Raw genomic sequence first — 15332 nt, 5'->3', positions numbered from 1 at the left:
CCGCTAATTTCCGGTAGCGCTTTCGGCGCTTTCGGCCACGTTTTCGCAGAACCGCCCGACTGAGACACTAATCGCGGCAGCCAGAAGCCGGTAAGCAAACACTTTTCATTTTCTACCAGATCTATAGAATTTCTAATCTTATCTCGGCGCGCGATTTCTTTCACCGATAGGGCCGTCAGAAATGGAGACATCGATGAACACCGTGCTGAGGCAAGCAGATCAGATCCGGCCCGTGGCCGACCGTATCGGCAGCGATGATGAGGCGATCGCCACCGCCCGCAGACTGGCGGCGCAATTTGCCGCACGCGCCGCCGAGCGCGATGCCGACAGGATCCTGCCTTTTAGCGAACTCGATCTTCTCGCCCAGTCCGGCCTTCTGGCGATCACCGTGCCGGCGCAATATGGCGGCCTCGACGTCTCCAACGCCGTGCTTGCCGAGATCACCGCGATCCTGTCGGAGGCGGATGGCTCGATCGGCCAGATCCCGCAAAACCATTTCTATATTCTCGAGGCGCTTAGAACCGACGGCGGCGAGGAGCAGCAGCGTTATTTCTTCGGCCGGGTGCTCGCCGGCGATCGTTTCGGCAATGCGCTATCCGAGCGCGGCACCAAGACAGTCGGCCACTACAATACGCGCATCACCCGCGACGGTCCGGGTTACCGGATCAATGGTCGCAAATTCTATTCGACCGGCGTCCTCTTCGCCGATTGGATCACCATCTTTGCGCTCGATCCGGAGGATCGGCTGACCATGGCCTTCGTGCCGAAGGGCACCGAAGGCGTCGAGGTCATCGACGACTGGGACGGCTTCGGCCAGCGCACCACCGGCAGCGGCACGACGATCCTCGAGAATGTCTATGTCAGCGCCGATTCCGTGGTCTTCCATCACAAGGGTTTCGAGCGGCCGACGACGATCGGCTCCGTTGGCCAGATCATCCATGCCGGCGTCGATCTCGGTATCGCGCGGGCGGCCTTTGCAGAAACGCTGGAGTTCGTCAGGACGAAATCACGCCCCTGGATGGATAGCGGCCTTGACCGTGCCTCAGACGATCCGCTGACGATCGCCAAAGTCGGCCAGATCGCCATCCGGCTGGAAGCCGCAACGGCTCTGGTGGAGCGCGCCGGGCACAAGGTCGATGCCGCGCAGGTCGAGACGACAGAGGAAAAGGTGGTCGCGGCGACGCTTGCGGTTGCCGCCGCCAAGGTGCTGACCACCGAAGTGGCGCTCGAGGCCTCAAACACGCTTTTCGAGCTTGCCGGGACCTCGTCGGTGCAGGCTGGCCTCAACCTCGACCGCCACTGGCGCAATGCCCGCACCCATACGCTGCACGATCCAGTGCGCTGGAAATACCACGTCGTCGGCAACTACCATTTGAACGGCGTAACGCCGCCGAAGAACGGCGCGCTCTGAAATCTCCCCGTCTTCCAACCGAAAACTCCACCGCCGGTGCCGGCAGTGGAGATTTTGCGTTTGATGAAAGATGGCCGCCTCAGCTATAGAGGCTGACCTCCGGTATCTTGTCGTTCAGCACGAATTCACCGACTTCCTTCGCCTTGTAGAAGACAGGATCGTGCAGCGTGTGAGTGCGGACATTGCGCCAGAACCGGTCGAAACGGTATTTGTCGGCCGTCGAGCGCGCGCCCGTCAGCTCGAAGACGCGCGAGGTGATGTCGAGCGAGACATGGGTGGCGTGGACCTTGGCGGCATAGGCTTCCGCCGCCGCCTCGCCGCGCTCACGCGCGGTGACGTCGCGGCCGCGGGCAAAGCCCGCCTGCACGGCGGCTGCCGCACTGTCGGCAAGGGCCGCCGAAGCCTTCAGCGCGGCGGTGAATTCGCCGACGCGTTCGAGGATATAGGGATCATCGGCAGCCCGCTCGACACCGGAGGTGATCCACGGCCGGGTCGTGTTGCGGACGTAATCGACCGCCGCCTTGAGCGCGCCTTCCGCTGTGCCGAGATAGAAATTGACGAAGACCAGCTGGATGAACGGCGTATTGAAAGTCGACAGCACCGGAGGTGCTGCGTCGGGTGCAGCCGGCGCGCCGACGAAATCCTCCTCGTAGACGGGGAAGTCGCGAAACTCGACGCTGCCGCTGTCCGACAGGCGCTGGCCGATATTGTCCCAGTCGTCGTTGGCGACGTAACCTTGACGATTGGTCGGCACGGCGAAGCTGGCGATCTTGTCGTCGAGCGTCGCGTTGGCATTGATATAGTCGGAGACCCGAGCCGCCGTGGAGAAGGACTTGCGTCCGTTCAGCACATAGCCGTTGCCGCGACGGGTGAGCACCAGCCCGGGATCGCGCGGATTGACGGACGCCCCCAATAGAGGTTCCTGGCGACCGTATCGCTGCCCAGCGCATGAGCGCGCGCCGCATCAAGCGCCCAATAGATGTACTGGCTGTTGACGTAGTGGTAGCCGAGCAGCTGGCCGATCGAGCTCTCGCCACGGGCGAGAATGCGCACCAGCCTCAGCCCGTTGACCCAATCGAGGCCACCGCCACCGATTTGCGTGGGATGCAGCGCATTGAGCAGCCCGGCATTCTTCAATTTGACGATCTCGGCGAGCGGCGGACGGCCTTCGCGGTCGAGGTCTGCGGCGCGCCGCGACAGGTCGGCAGAGATCTCCTCGGCACGGGCAAAGAGTTCTTCGCGCGTCGGATTTCGGCTGGCCGCGAAGATGACATTGGATTGGCTCATGGGCGGAACTCCAATTCTCCAAAAAGATGATCCGGCGGGAGCCGCACGCTTCCGCCGGAAGGATCGAAGTGCGAGTTCTCAGAACAGCTTGTCCGGGATCCAGCTGGCGGTCGCCGCATCGCTCGTGCTGAAGGCCGGGATCCTTTCGGCCAGCTCCTCGATCGTCTTGACGCCGGCTGCGCGCAGGCTTTCTTGCGTCAGAAGCGTCGGCTTCACGGTGATTTGGTGGGGAACCGTCTGCCCGGCAATTTCGAGTGCTGCGGCGCGAATGGAGACGGCGCCGACGACGGCAGGATTGGTCGCGACGGTCGCGACCCAAGGGCTGCCTTCCTCGGTGATTTCCTGGATATCGGCCGTCGAGACGTCGGCCGAATAGATCTTGAGCTTGCTTGCTATGCCGAGATCGTTGGCGGCGAGCTTCACGCCGCGGGCGAACTCGTCATAGGGGGCGAAGACGACCGATATATCGGGATTGGCGGTCAGCACGGCCTTCGCCTGATCGGCGGTCGAAGTCGCCGTCGTGTCGCTGACATTGCCGAAACGGGCCTTTTCGACCACGCCTTTATTGTCCGACTTGAACTTGTCCCAGACTTCGTTGCGGCGGTCGAGCGGCGCAAAGCCCGCGACATAGACATAACCGGCGCTGAAGCTGTTGCCGTTGTCCTTCACCACCTGCTCGAGCGCCAGTGACGCGAGTTCGTGATCGCTCTGCTCCACCTGCGGAATCTTGGGGTTGTTGAGGTTGACGTCGAAGGCCACGACCTTGATGCCCTTGTCGAGCGCCTGCTGCACGACGTCGCCGAGCGATTCCGGCAGACCGTGGTCGATGACGATGCCGGAGACGCCGAGATTGATCGCCTGCAGGATCTGCTCGCGCTGCTCGGCGGCATCCTGCCGGCCGGGGAAGATGCGCAGGTCGATAGCCAGCGCCTTGGCCTGGGCTTCAGCCCCCGCCTGATAGGCCTGGAAGAAGTCACCGGCCGAGATGTAGCTGATCAGTGCTACTTTAACGCCGCCCTTGTCGAAAGGGGCGGGAGCGCCGGACAGACCGTCGGCTTTTGCGCCTTGAATGAAAATGAACGGAATGACGGCGGCAGACAGTGCGAGCCGTGCGAGGGATTTCATCGTCGCGTTCCTTTTAGCAATCGGGAGCGTCGTCTGACAGGTCTGGCAGCCCTCGCGACGCATCGGATTATTAGATATAATATCTATGTTTTTAATAGATTAAATGATCCGATTTTATGGGCTGTGGGAGATTCTTTGTTTCCCGAGGGCAGTTCGAGGGGGAAAGGCGTGCCTGGAGTTCGACCGCCCAGACAGGGCACACTCCGGCTTCGATTGCAGTCCCGGACCTTTATCGATGCCGCTTCTTCACATTGACAATATCGCCCGCAGTTTCGGGTCGACGCGGGCGCTTGCCGGCGCTGATTTTTCTATGGAACGCGGCGAGATCGTGGCGCTTATGGGCGCAAACGGCGCGGGCAAATCGACGCTGGTCAAGATCCTTTCCGGCGTGCTTCCGGCCGATGGCGGCATGGTCAGACTCGATGGCCGCGACTTTGCGCCGCGTAGCCCGGCCGAAGCGGCAAGGGCCGGTGTCGTCACGGTGCATCAGTCGACGGATCTCGTCGGCGCGGCCGGTCTGTCCGTTGCCGACGCGCTGCTGCTCAATCGCCTCGCCGACCGCAGCACACCTTTCTTCGTCTCGCGTGCCGGCATCCGCCGTGCCGCGCAGTCCATGCTCGATGCCGCCGGCTTTAGCCTGCCGCTGGACCGTGATTTCGGGGACCTCGCCAGCGCCGATCGGCAGCTGGTGGCGATCGCCCGGGCGCTTGCCAACCGTGCCGACCTCCTCATCCTCGATGAGCCGACGGCGAGCCTTTCCGGAGAGGAAAGCCGCCGCCTCTTCGATATTCTGCTGAAGCTTCGCAAGCGGGGCCTGGCGATCCTCTATATCTCGCACCGCACCGCCGATCTCGAAGCCATCGCCGACCGCGCGCTCGTCATGCGCGGCGGCCGCGTCGTCGGCACCTTCTCGCGGCCGATCGATTTTTCGAGCGCCATCGAGACGATGATCGGCCGCAGACTAGATGCGGCCCGGCCGGATGCGCGGCCTGCGATTGGTCCGGCGATTTTCGAGATGCGCAATGCCCGCTTGCTCTCTGAGGCCGCATCCTTCGATCTGTCATTGCATGAGGGCGAGGTGGTGGCGGTGACCGGTGTGCTCGGCGCCGGCAAGAGCCGGCTGCTGTCGGCGATCTTCGGGGTGGCGGCGCTTGCCGGCGGTGCGATGTTCCTCGGCGGTCGGCCCTACCGGCCGAAAGGTCCGGCCGAGGCGATCGCCGCAGGTGTGGCGATGGCGGCCGAAGACCGTCATCGTTCTTCGCTGATGCCGCCGGCATGGCCCGGCCATTCGCTGTCGGCGACGATCAGCCTGCCGCATCTTGGCAAATGGTATCCGCGCGGTTTCCTTGTCGGCGGCCGTGAACGACGCGAGGCCGAACAGGCGATCACTCGTCTCGGTATCAAGGCCCCGGGCCCGCTCGCCTCGGTCTGGTCGCTCTCCGGCGGCAACCAGCAGAAGGCGGTGATCGCCCGCTGGGAGGCGGAACCGAGCCGGCTGCTGCTGCTCGACGAACCTTTCCAGGGTGTCGACGTCGGCGCCCGTCATGACATCATCCGGGCAATCCGCGCCCGCAGGGATCGGGCGACGCTGATTGCGACCTCCGACCCGGAGGAAGCCTATGAGGTGGCAGATCGCATCCTCGTCATCGACCGCCACGTGTTGAGGCCCGCGGCAGAGGGGGCCGCTCTTGCCTCCGCCATTCAGGGAATATCCGCATGACGACGATCGACGACGACACTCTTCCACAGGCAAGTGCCCGGCCAAAGGCGTCGCCGCAAGCCGATAGCGGTCGTCTTGCAGCACTCGGGGCGTTCCTCCGGGCGGGCGCGGTGTTCATCCTGCTTGCGCTGCTCGTCGTCGGTTTCACCGTCGCCGAGCCCGCCTTCATCAATATCGCCAATCTGATGAGCATCCTGCAGGCGGTGTCCGTCGTCGCCATTCTCGGCGCCGGAGTCACCGTCACGCTGGCGGTCGGCGGTTTCGACCTGTCGATCGGCGCAGTCGCCGCATCCAGCGTGATGGCGGCCAGCTATGCGATGATCGTCTGGCATCTTGATGCCTATGCGACGGTACCGCTGGTGCTCGCCTTTGGCGCTCTGGTCGGCCTCGTCAACGCCTTCCTCATCGTGCGCCTGAAGGTGCCGGATCTTTTGGCGACGCTGGCGATGATGTTCCTGCTTTCCGGCCTGCAGCTGATCCCGACCGCCGGCCGGTCGATTTCGGCCGGCCTCACCCTGCCCGACGGCTCGAAGGCGACCGGCGCTTTCGACCCCGCCTTTTTGCTGATCGGCCGCTACAGCATCCTCGGCACCCTGCCAGTTGCCGTGGTGCTGATGGCGGTGGTCGCCATCGCACTCTTCATTCTCACCGAACGCACCCGCATCGGCCGGCTGCTGTTTGCGACCGGCGGCAACGAGGTCGCGACCCGGCTTGCCGGCGCCTCGACGGTGCGGCTGAAGACGCTCGCCTATGTCCTATCGGGCACGCTGGCCTCGCTCGGCGGCGTTGTCATCGCCGCCCGCGTCGGGCGTGGTGACATCTCGTCCGGCGGCTCGTTGCTGATGGATTCGGTCGCCGCCGCGTTGATCGGCTTTGCCGTCTTCAATCTCAGGCGTCCTAACGTGCTCGGCACCATCGCCGGCGCCGTCTTCGTCGGCGTGCTGCTGAACGGCCTCACCATGCTGAACGCTCCCTATTACACCCAGGATTTCGTCAAGGGCGCCGTGCTCGTCGGCGCGTTGGCGCTGACCTACGGCCTCGGCCGCAGCAATCCCTAATTCCAAGGAAGAAAGACATGACCCGCGAAATCAGGCTGAACGCCTTCGATATGAATTGCGTCGGACACCAGTCGCCGGGGCTCTGGCGCCATCCGCGCGACAAGTCCTCAACCTACAAGGATCTCGACTACTGGGTGCATCTGGCAAAGACGCTGGAGCGCGGCAAGTTCGACGGGCTGTTCATCGCCGACGTGCTCGGCGTCTACGATGTGCTGAACGGCAACGTCGATGCTGCACTTCGCCATTCGGCGCAGGTGCCGGTCAACGACCCGCTGCAGCTCATCCCCACCATGGCCTACGAGACCGAGCATCTCGGCTTCGGCCTGACGGCGTCGCTCTCCTTCGAGCATCCCTATACCTTCGCCCGCCGCATCTCGACGCTCGACCATCTGACCAAGGGGCGCGTCGGCTGGAATATTGTCACCTCCTACCTCAACAGCGGTGCGCTCAATATCGGCCAGCCGGCGCAGACGAAGCATGACGATCGCTACGACCTCGCCGAGGAATATCTCGAGGTCTGCTACAAGCTCTGGGAGGGAAGCTGGGAAGACGGCGCCGTCGTCCGCGACCGGGAAAGCGGCATCTTCACCCATCCTGACAAGGTCCACCCGATCCGCCATTCCGGCAAGCATTTCAACGTGCCCGGCATTCACTTGAGCGAACCCTCGCCGCAGCGCACGCCGGTGCTCTACCAGGCCGGCGCCTCCAGCCGCGGCAAGGATTTCGCCGGCGCCCATGCCGAGTGCATCTTCGTCGCCTCCCCGTCGAAACCGGTGCTGAAGCGTTACGTCGCCAATGTCCGCGAGGCGGCCGAACGCGTCGGCCGCAACCCGCGAGAAATCCTTGCCTTCAATTTGCAGACCGTCATCCTCGGCGAAATGGATGCGGAGGCGCAGCGGAAGTTCAACGAATACCGCAAATACGCCTCCTTCGAAGGAGCGCTGACGCTGATTTCCGGCTGGACCGGCATCGATTTCGGCCAGTTCGGGCCGGACGAGGTGCTGCGGCACCGCCATACCAATGCGGTGCAATCGGCCGTCGAGACCTTCACGACCATCGATCCCACCAAGGAATGGACGGTGCGCGAAATGGCCGAGTGGGTCGGCATCGGCGGTTTCGGCCCGGTTTTCGTCGGCTCGCCGCAAACGGTCGCCGATCTGATGCAGGAATGGATCGAGGACACCGATGTCGACGGCTTCAACCTCGCCTATGCCGTGACACCCGAGAGTTTCGAGGATGCCGTCGATCTGCTGGTGCCGGAACTGCAAAAGCGCGGCGTCTACAAGACCGACTACGCCAAGGGAACGCTGCGGGAAAAACTCGGGGGAGCGGGGCCGCGGCTCGTCGCGCCGCATCCGGGGGCGGCCTATCGCAACCTCGCCGGAGAACCGGTCAGGCTTGCCGCCGGCGGCTGACCGGCAGTGATTGATTACAGCGTCGCGCGTCTTTTTAGACGCGCAAAGGTCGCTGTAACACTTTGAATTGCTGCATAATTCTTTGAATTATGCAGTGGCGAATGCGCACAGGGCAGAAAAATATCTCGCCCGGCTCGCGCGTTTGAATTTAATATCCGTCGCAATGATCTTTTCGCTTCGAATATAGTCTGGCGAATTGTTCCGACCAGGAGGGGGCATGACCGTACCATCTATCTCGCGGCGCACGCTGATGAAGGGCACTGCCCTGCTGCTTGCCTCGACGGCCCTCGCCCGGCAGGCGCTTGCGCAGACCGCGTCTGGCGGCGGCCGGCTGATCGTTGCGGCCGATTCCGAGCCGAAGAACCTCAACCCTGCCATCGTCGCCTCGAACGGTGTCTTCTTTGTCGCAAGCAAGGTGATCGAGCCGCTCGCCGAAGCGTCGTTTGACGGCAAGGACGGGCTTTCCCCGCGCCTCGCCACCTCCTGGGAGGGCTCGGATGACGGCCTCTCGGTCACCTTCAAACTCCGCGACGGCGTCACCTGGCACGATGGCAAGCCGTTTACCTCAGTCGATGTCGCCTTCTCCGCGCTCAACATCTGGAAGCCGCTGCAGAATCTTGGCCGCCTGGTTTTCGCCAATCTCGAAGCCGTCGACACACCTGACGATTACACCGCCATCTTCCGCTTCTCCAAGCCGACGCCGTTCCAGCTGATCCGCAACGCCCTGCCTGTCGTGACCAGCGTCGTTGCCAAACATATTTTCGACGGTACCGATATCGCCACCAACCCGGCTAACAATACACTGATCGGCACCGGTCCGTTCAAGTTCGCCGAACACAAGCCCGGCGAATATTACCGGCTGACGCGCAACGAGAATTACTGGGACAAGGAACAGCCGAAACTCGACGAGATCATCTTCCGGGTGCTGCCCGATCGCGAGTCGGCGGGTGCAGCACTCGAAGCAGAGGAAATCCAGCTTGCCGCCTTCTCCGCGGTGCCGCTCGCCGATCTCGACCGTATTTCGAAGGTCGCCGGCATCAAGGTGATCTCGAAGGGCTATGAGGCCCTGACCTACCAGCTCGTCGTCGAGATCAATCATCGCCGCAAGGAACTGGCCGACCTCAGGGTGCGGCAGGCGATCGCCCAGGCGATCGACAAGAAATTCGTGGTCGACACGATCTTCCTCGGTTATGCCGCCGCCTCGACCGGCCCGGTGCCGAAGAATGCGCCGGAGTTCTATACACCCGATGTCGCGACCTATGCGTTCGACCCTGCGGCCGCCAACGACATTCTCGACAAGGCAGGATACAAACAAGGGCCAGACGGCAACCGCTTTACGCTGAAGCTTCGCCCCGCGCCCTATTTCAACGAGACCCGGCAGTTCGGCGATTACCTTCGCCAGGCGCTCGCGGTGATCGGCATCAATGCGGAGATCGTCAATGCCGATGCGGCCGCGCACCAGAAAGCGGTCTATACCGACCACGACTTCGACCTCGCCGTCGGTCCGCCGGTCTTCCGCGGTGATCCGGCGATCTCCACCACCATTCTCGTCCAGTCCGGCACGCCAGCCGGCGTGCCCTTCTCCAATCAGGGCGGCTACGTCAATCCGGAGCTCGACAAGATCATCAAGCAGGCATCGGAGACTGTCGACACGGCGGCGCGCACCGATCTCTACCGCAAGTTCCAGCAGCTCGTCGCAGCCGACCTGCCGCTGATCAACGTTGCGGAGTGGGGCTTCATCACCGTTGCGCGCGACAGCGTGCTCAACGTCGCGGACAATCCGCGCTGGGCCGTCTCGAACTGGGGCGATACCGCGTTGCAATCGTGATAGGATCGGCGGCAATTCCCTTCCAGAGGCCCTGTCAGGCGTGAAACGAGCCATCATCCTCCTGAGGCGCAGGGCGATCAGCAGCATTCCAGTGCTGCTGATCGTGGTGGTCTTCACCTTTTTCCTGCTTGAGTCAGCCTCGGGCGATGCTGTCGACGCCTATCTCGGCTCGATCGGCGGCGGCGATGCCGCACTTAGGCAGTCGCTGCGCGAGAGCTACGGCCTCGACCAATCGATGTTCGCGCGCCTCTGGCTCTATTTTTCCTCACTCGCACGCTTCGATCTCGGCTGGTCGGTCGCCTTCGGCCGGCCGGTCGGTGCGCTCATTGCCGAACGCCTGCCTAATACGCTGCTGCTGATGGGCAGTGCGACGGCGCTATCCTTCGGCCTCGGCTCGGCGCTCGGCATCCTTGCCGGGGCGCGGCCGGGCGGCCTGCGGGATCGGCTGCTGTCGATCGGCTCGCTGATCGTCTATGCCATTCCGAGCTTCTGGCTTGGCCTGGTCCTGAGCATCGCCTTTTCGGTGAAGCTGCGCTGGTTTCCGATCGCCGGCGTCGAGACGATTGCTTCCGGCAAGACAGGATTTTCGCGGGCGCTCGATATCGCCGATCATCTGGTTCTGCCGGTCGGCGCGCTGGCGCTGATCTATCTTGCCTTGTTTCTGCGGGTGATGCGCAGCGGCATGGCCGAGGTCTGGAAGCTCGATTTCGTGCTCTTCGCCCGAGCCAAGGGGCTGTCGCGGAGCCGGATCGTGCTGCGCCATGTCGCGCGCAATGCTCTGCTGCCGCTCGTCACCATGCTCGGGCTGCAATTGGCGGCCATGCTCGGCGGCAGCGTGGTGATCGAGAGCATCTTTGCAATCCCGGGCTTCGGGCGGCTGGCGCAGGAGGCGGTCAACGGCCGCGACGCGCCGTTGTTGATGGGCATCATCGTAACCAGCGCCGTCCTGGTCATCTCCGTCAATTTCCTCGTCGATCTCGTCTATGCCGCACTCGACCCGCGCATCGGCGCATCGGAGGGCGGCGCATGAGCTGGCTGCGGCGACTGCTGCGCACGCCGGAAGGTGCGGCAGGATTTGCGATCCTTCTCGTTCTGCTTGTGGCCGGGCTGCTCGCTCCCGTCATTTCGCCGGGCGATCCGCTGAAAATTGCCGGCCACGCCCTGCTGGCGCCGTTCGCCGATCCGGCTTTCCCGCTCGGCACCGACCGTCTCGGCCGCGACGTGTTGGCGGGCCTGCTCTATGGTGCCAGGACCTCGCTTGCCGTTGGCCTCGCGGCGGCGTTTGCGGCCATGGTGCTTGGGCTCTGCGTCGGCCTTGCGGCCGGTTTTGCCGGCGGGCTCGTCGACGAGGCGCTGATGCGCGTGGTCGACGCCTTCCAGATCGTGCCGGCTTTCCTGCTCGCCCTCGCTTTCGTCAGCACCATCGGCGTGTCGACGCCCATTGTCGTCCTTGCCATCGCACTCGGCACCTGGGCCGATCCGGCGCGGTTGACGAGAGCGCAGGTGCTTGCGATCCGAGAGCAGGATTATGTCGCTTCGGCAAGGGTGATCGGCATGCATCCCGCTGAGATCGCCTTCCGCGAAATCCTGCCGAACGCATTGCCGCCGGTGCTGGCGCTTTCGGCCACCATCGTCGCCGGTGCGATCCTCACCGAGGCAGCGCTTTCCTTCCTGGGTCTCGGCAATCCCAATATCGCCACCTGGGGTTCGATGATCGCAGAGGGCCGCAGCGTGTTGCGTTCGGCATCCTATCTCTCGGTCATACCGGGTGCTGCACTCGCCGTGACCGTGCTCGGCGTCCATCTCTTCAGCGAAGGTCTGGGCAAGGCGCTTGGCGAGAATGGCGTGAGGGCGGCATGACCGGCATTTTTTTGAGCCTGCGACAGCTTTCAGTCACCTATGGGCGCGGCAGCAGCGGTGCGGCCGCGCTAGACGATATCGATCTTGATATCGTCGCCGGCGAAAGGCTGGCGATCATCGGCGAAAGCGGCTCCGGCAAGAGCACGCTTGCCCGCGCGCTTGCCGGTCTGCTGCCGGAGGGAACGAAGGTCGGCGGCGAGATACTTTGGCCCGGCCTTGGCCATCCGCCCCGCCCAGGCCGCGATTTCGGCTTCGTCTTCCAGGATCCAGGCTCCAGCCTCAATCCCGTTTTGACGATCGGCGAGCAGATCGCCGAGGGCGCCAGGCGCCATCTCGGCCTCAGCTGGAAACAGGCCTATGCCAGGGCTGAGGGACTGCTCGGGCGGGTACGGATACCGCAGCCCGACAAGGCGATGCGGTCCTTTCCGCATCAGCTCTCCGGCGGCCAGCGCCAGCGCGTGGCGATTGCCGCGGCCATTGCCGCGAGGCCGGCACTGCTGATCGCCGACGAGGCGACCAGTGCGCTCGACGTCGTCGTCCAGGCCGAGATCGTCCGCCTGCTCGACGGGCTGGTGCGCGAGGATGGCATGACGCTGCTCTTCATCACCCACGACATCGCGCTGGCCTCGGGCTTCGTCGATCGCATCGCCGTTTTCCGCAATGCGAGGCTGGTCGAGGCAGGTCCCGTCCGCTCGGTGCTTTCGGCGCCTGAGAGCGACTATACCGCCGCCCTCATCGCCAGCCATCGCGATCTCGCGACGCCGCCGCTGATCGCGGAGGTGCCGTGATGAACGACAGGCTGCTTTCCATCGAAAACCTGTCAAAAGGTTTTTCGTCTGCGGGACGCCGGATTACTGCTCTCGATAATGTGTCGCTTATCATCGCGGCCGGAGAAACGCTCGGTCTCGTCGGCGCCTCCGGCAGTGGAAAATCGACGCTATCGCGTATCCTGCTACGGCTTGTTGCTGCCGATGCCGGCTCGATTCGCTTCGAGGGAGAGGATTGGCTCGCGCTGAATGGTGCGCCTTTGCGCCACCGGCGGGCGCGTATGCAGATGGTGTTTCAGGATCCGCTCGCCGCCTTCAATCCGTTGGCGAGCGTTGGTGCAGTGCTCGACGATCCGCTTCGCATCCACGGCATCGCCGGCAAGGATCGGCGCCCCGGCGAGATCATCATGCTACTCGAGCGTGTCGGCCTCACCGCAGATCATGCCGCCCGTCCGGTGCGGGCACTCTCCGGCGGCCAGCGGCAGCGTGTGGCGATTGCGCGGGCGATCGCGACACGGCCCTCGCTGCTGGTGCTCGATGAGGCGGTCTCGGCGCTCGATGTGACCGTGCGCGGCAGGATCCTGGAGCTTCTGGTCGATCTGCAGAAAGAACAGGGCATTGCCTGTCTGTTCATTTCGCACGATCTTGCCGTGGTGCGCGCCGTCTCCCACCGCATCGCCGTTATGGATGGCGGACGGATCGTCGAGACCGGACCGGCAGCGGCGGTCGTTGCCGCGCCGCAATCGGCGGCCGCCCGCGCACTCGTTGCCGCCGTCCCCCGTCTCGTGACCGATCCTTGCTGAAGGAAGTATCCATGTCCGATCTTGATTGGAATCCCCTGCATGGCGTGCCCTCCTATCCCGCCGGGCGCTACGCCGTCCTTGCCGACAGGATTGGCGGTATCTTGCACAGCCGCAACGACATAGTGCTGGTGCAGGCCGAGGCGGTGGTGGCGCTGGAGGCGGCGGCGGCCAGCCTTGCGCGCCCCGGCCTTTCAGCGCTCAACATCATCACCAGCCCCTATGGTGGCTGGTTCGGGCAATGGCTGCGCCAGGGTGGCGCGACGGTTGAGGATGTTGTCGCCGAACCGGGCCTGCCGATTGAGATCGAATCCGTTGCAAACGCGCTCGACGCCGGTGCTCACATCGATGTCCTGGCGCTGGTCCATGCCGAATCCGCAAGCGGCATTCTCAACCCCCTGCCCGAGATACTGGCGCTTGCCCGAGCTCGCAACATCGTCACCGTCGTCGACGCGGTCGCCTCGGTCGGCGGCCATCAGCTCGACGTCGACGATCTCGGCATTGACATCGCGGTGATCGGGCCACAGAAGGCGCTCGGCGGCCCGGCCGGCGTGTCCGCAATTTCGGTCAGCGGCCGCGCCTGGGATCTGATCCTCAGAGACGGCGCCCCGCGCGAGTCGATCTTGTCTTTGGCCGATCTGAAGAGCTGGATCGACGGCGGCCGGCGTAGCCTGCCGGGAACACCGGCGCCGCTGGAATTCTTCGCGCTGGAGACGGCGCTCGACCGCATCGAGGCTGAAGGCCTGGAGAATGTCGTCGCCCGCCATGCCCTGGCGGCATCGGCGACACGGGCAGGGCTTGCCGCACTCGGAGCCTCGGCCTGGGTACCGGCAGCAAAGGCTTCGAACCTGGTGACGTCGGTACCAGTGCCGCAGACACTGGAGCCTGCCGCGCTGATCGCAACCGCCGGGCAGCTCGGGGTCGAGCTGAGCGAAGGCGTCGGAACCGCACCGGCCCGTCTCGTGCGGCTGAACCACACTGGTCCGCGCGCCGGATTCCAGATGGTGCTTTCGAATGTCGTGGCGTATGGCGCGGCCCTCAGGCAGGCCGGGCATCCCTCGGACATAGCAGCCGCTTCGGAGGCGATATCCTCGGCCTATAGCCGATGAAAACCGTATTCGGCTCTTGATCATCACGGTTCGTCAGGGCAGGAATGTGGCATCGCGGAGACTTGGTGCAGATGACGAGATTGCTGGATGCGCAGGGGCTGGAGATTTCGCATGAGGGGCATCGCACCCGCCTGAAATGGCACCGCCTGCGCAAGCGGTTTTCCGACCCGCTGTTCTCAGCCGAAGTGATGGCGGAGGGCTTTGCGGCGGGCGCCTCGATGGAGCTCGATCTGCGCGTGCGCGCCGACGGCGGTTTCGTCGTGCTGCACGACAAGGAACTCGAAGGCGAGACGACAGGACATGGACCGGTCGCCGAAAAGAGCGTCAGTGACCTCAGCGATATCAGGATGCAGGAGGGCGACCGGCCGCTGATCCTCAGCGAGGATCTCGCTGCCATGATGCAATCGGCGCATCCAGCCGCATTGCTGCAATTCGACATGAAGGACGACTACGAAGCGATCGGCGCCAGGGGCGTCGCGCATCTGACCACGCATTTCCGCGATATCACAGCCTCGGTGATCGTCAGTGGCGACAGTCTCGACCTCATCGTCGCGGTCAAGGAGAAGCTTCCCCATCTCCTGCGCGGCATCGATCCGACCAACAAGCTCTACGATATCAGGATGGCCAACGGCTGGAAGGCGGTCGAGACGGAACTGCGCGCCGACCTCAGCGGCCCGACCGAACCGGACACGATCTATCTGCACTGGCCGCTGATCCTTGATGCCGCCAATGCGGGGCTGGATATGATCGCGCTCTGCCAGGACGAAGGCAAACGTGTCGATGCCTGGACCTTCACCCTGAAGGATTCGGAGGCCGGTTTCAGCGAAGAAGAATGGCGGAGCTTTTCGGCGCTGATGGCGCTGAAACCGGATCAGATCACCACCGATGAGGCGCCGGGGACCGAACGTGCCTGGCGCCGCCGCATGGCGGATTAACCGGCCGGCTTACAGCA

At 64.0% G+C, this 15332-nt stretch carries 12 protein-coding genes and 1 pseudogene; 11 read left to right on the top strand and 2 right to left on the bottom strand.

Going from position 1 to position 15332, the window contains the following annotated elements:
- The first annotated feature begins 193 nt into the window (after window positions 1–193).
- Window positions 194–1411, top strand: coding sequence for an SfnB family sulfur acquisition oxidoreductase (locus tag BS630_RS26755; RefSeq protein WP_077979799.1), 1218 nt, complete (start codon window positions 194–196; stop codon window positions 1409–1411).
- A gap of 79 nt (window positions 1412–1490) precedes the next feature.
- On the opposite strand, the pseudogene BS630_RS26750 reads toward BS630_RS26755, so the two are convergent.
- Both BS630_RS26750 and BS630_RS26745 read right to left on the bottom strand, forming a co-directional pair.
- Window positions 1491–2698, bottom strand: a pseudogene (locus BS630_RS26750) (acyl-CoA dehydrogenase family protein).
- A gap of 78 nt (window positions 2699–2776) precedes the next feature.
- Window positions 2777–3823 (bottom strand): substrate-binding domain-containing protein, encoded by a 1047-nt coding sequence (locus tag BS630_RS26745; RefSeq protein ID WP_077979798.1) that lies wholly within the window; start codon window positions 3821–3823, stop codon window positions 2777–2779.
- A gap of 235 nt (window positions 3824–4058) precedes the next feature.
- Here BS630_RS26745 and BS630_RS26740 point away from each other — a divergent pair, with 235 nt between their 5' ends.
- From BS630_RS26740 to BS630_RS26695, 10 genes are all read left to right on the top strand, one after another.
- Window positions 4059–5543: a sugar ABC transporter ATP-binding protein gene (locus tag BS630_RS26740; RefSeq protein ID WP_025398548.1), complete on the top strand. Its 1485-nt coding sequence runs from the start codon at window positions 4059–4061 to the stop codon at window positions 5541–5543.
- Window positions 5540–6601 (top strand): ABC transporter permease, encoded by a 1062-nt coding sequence (locus BS630_RS26735; protein ID WP_025398547.1) that lies wholly within the window; start codon window positions 5540–5542, stop codon window positions 6599–6601. Before BS630_RS26740 ends, BS630_RS26735 begins: the two co-directional genes overlap by 4 nt.
- 17 nt (window positions 6602–6618) lie before the next feature.
- Window positions 6619–8016 (top strand): LLM class flavin-dependent oxidoreductase, encoded by a 1398-nt coding sequence (locus BS630_RS26730; protein ID WP_077979797.1) that lies wholly within the window; start codon window positions 6619–6621, stop codon window positions 8014–8016.
- Window positions 8017–8233: 217 nt separating this feature from the next.
- Window positions 8234–9844: an ABC transporter substrate-binding protein gene (locus BS630_RS26725; RefSeq protein ID WP_077979796.1), complete on the top strand. Its 1611-nt coding sequence runs from the start codon at window positions 8234–8236 to the stop codon at window positions 9842–9844.
- A gap of 40 nt (window positions 9845–9884) precedes the next feature.
- Window positions 9885–10874, top strand: coding sequence for an ABC transporter permease (locus tag BS630_RS26720; protein ID WP_025398544.1), 990 nt, complete (start codon window positions 9885–9887; stop codon window positions 10872–10874).
- A complete protein-coding gene (locus BS630_RS26715; protein ID WP_025398543.1) occupies window positions 10871–11704 on the top strand; it encodes an ABC transporter permease in 834 nt (277 codons plus the stop codon). The genes BS630_RS26720 and BS630_RS26715 overlap by 4 nt, the downstream gene beginning before the upstream one ends.
- Window positions 11701–12492, top strand: coding sequence for an ABC transporter ATP-binding protein (locus tag BS630_RS26710; RefSeq protein WP_077979795.1), 792 nt, complete (start codon window positions 11701–11703; stop codon window positions 12490–12492). The genes BS630_RS26715 and BS630_RS26710 overlap by 4 nt, the downstream gene beginning before the upstream one ends.
- Window positions 12492–13274, top strand: a complete 783-nt coding sequence (locus tag BS630_RS26705; RefSeq protein ID WP_077979794.1) for an ABC transporter ATP-binding protein — start codon at window positions 12492–12494, stop codon at window positions 13272–13274. The genes BS630_RS26710 and BS630_RS26705 overlap by 1 nt, the downstream gene beginning before the upstream one ends.
- Before the next feature lie 11 nt (window positions 13275–13285).
- Window positions 13286–14380, top strand: coding sequence for an aminotransferase class V-fold PLP-dependent enzyme (locus tag BS630_RS26700; protein WP_077979793.1), 1095 nt, complete (start codon window positions 13286–13288; stop codon window positions 14378–14380).
- Window positions 14381–14451: 71 nt separating this feature from the next.
- Window positions 14452–15315, top strand: coding sequence for a glycerophosphodiester phosphodiesterase (locus BS630_RS26695; RefSeq protein WP_170269305.1), 864 nt, complete (start codon window positions 14452–14454; stop codon window positions 15313–15315).
- The last annotated feature ends 17 nt before the right edge of the window (window positions 15316–15332 follow it).

It is taken from the genome of Rhizobium laguerreae (assembly GCF_002008165.1).
In the GTDB taxonomy this organism is placed as follows: domain Bacteria; phylum Pseudomonadota; class Alphaproteobacteria; order Rhizobiales; family Rhizobiaceae; genus Rhizobium; species Rhizobium laguerreae.
This window is presented reverse-complemented; position numbering and strand designations above follow the sequence as displayed.

Coding starts and splice junctions, on each gene's coding strand:
- BS630_RS26745 (WP_077979798.1), bottom strand. CDS start 3,823: ATGAAATCCCTCGCACGGCTCGCACTGTCTGCCGCCGTCATTCCGTTC.
- BS630_RS26740 (WP_025398548.1), top strand. CDS start 4,059: ATGCCGCTTCTTCACATTGACAATATCGCCCGCAGTTTCGGGTCGACG.
- BS630_RS26710 (WP_077979795.1), top strand. CDS start 11,701: ATGACCGGCATTTTTTTGAGCCTGCGACAGCTTTCAGTCACCTATGGG.
- BS630_RS26700 (WP_077979793.1), top strand. CDS start 13,286: ATGTCCGATCTTGATTGGAATCCCCTGCATGGCGTGCCCTCCTATCCC.
- BS630_RS26715 (WP_025398543.1), top strand. CDS start 10,871: ATGAGCTGGCTGCGGCGACTGCTGCGCACGCCGGAAGGTGCGGCAGGA.
- BS630_RS26735 (WP_025398547.1), top strand. CDS start 5,540: ATGACGACGATCGACGACGACACTCTTCCACAGGCAAGTGCCCGGCCA.
- BS630_RS26695 (WP_170269305.1), top strand. CDS start 14,452: ATGACGAGATTGCTGGATGCGCAGGGGCTGGAGATTTCGCATGAGGGG.
- BS630_RS26725 (WP_077979796.1), top strand. CDS start 8,234: ATGACCGTACCATCTATCTCGCGGCGCACGCTGATGAAGGGCACTGCC.
- BS630_RS26705 (WP_077979794.1), top strand. CDS start 12,492: ATGAACGACAGGCTGCTTTCCATCGAAAACCTGTCAAAAGGTTTTTCG.
- BS630_RS26755 (WP_077979799.1), top strand. CDS start 194: ATGAACACCGTGCTGAGGCAAGCAGATCAGATCCGGCCCGTGGCCGAC.
- BS630_RS26730 (WP_077979797.1), top strand. CDS start 6,619: ATGACCCGCGAAATCAGGCTGAACGCCTTCGATATGAATTGCGTCGGA.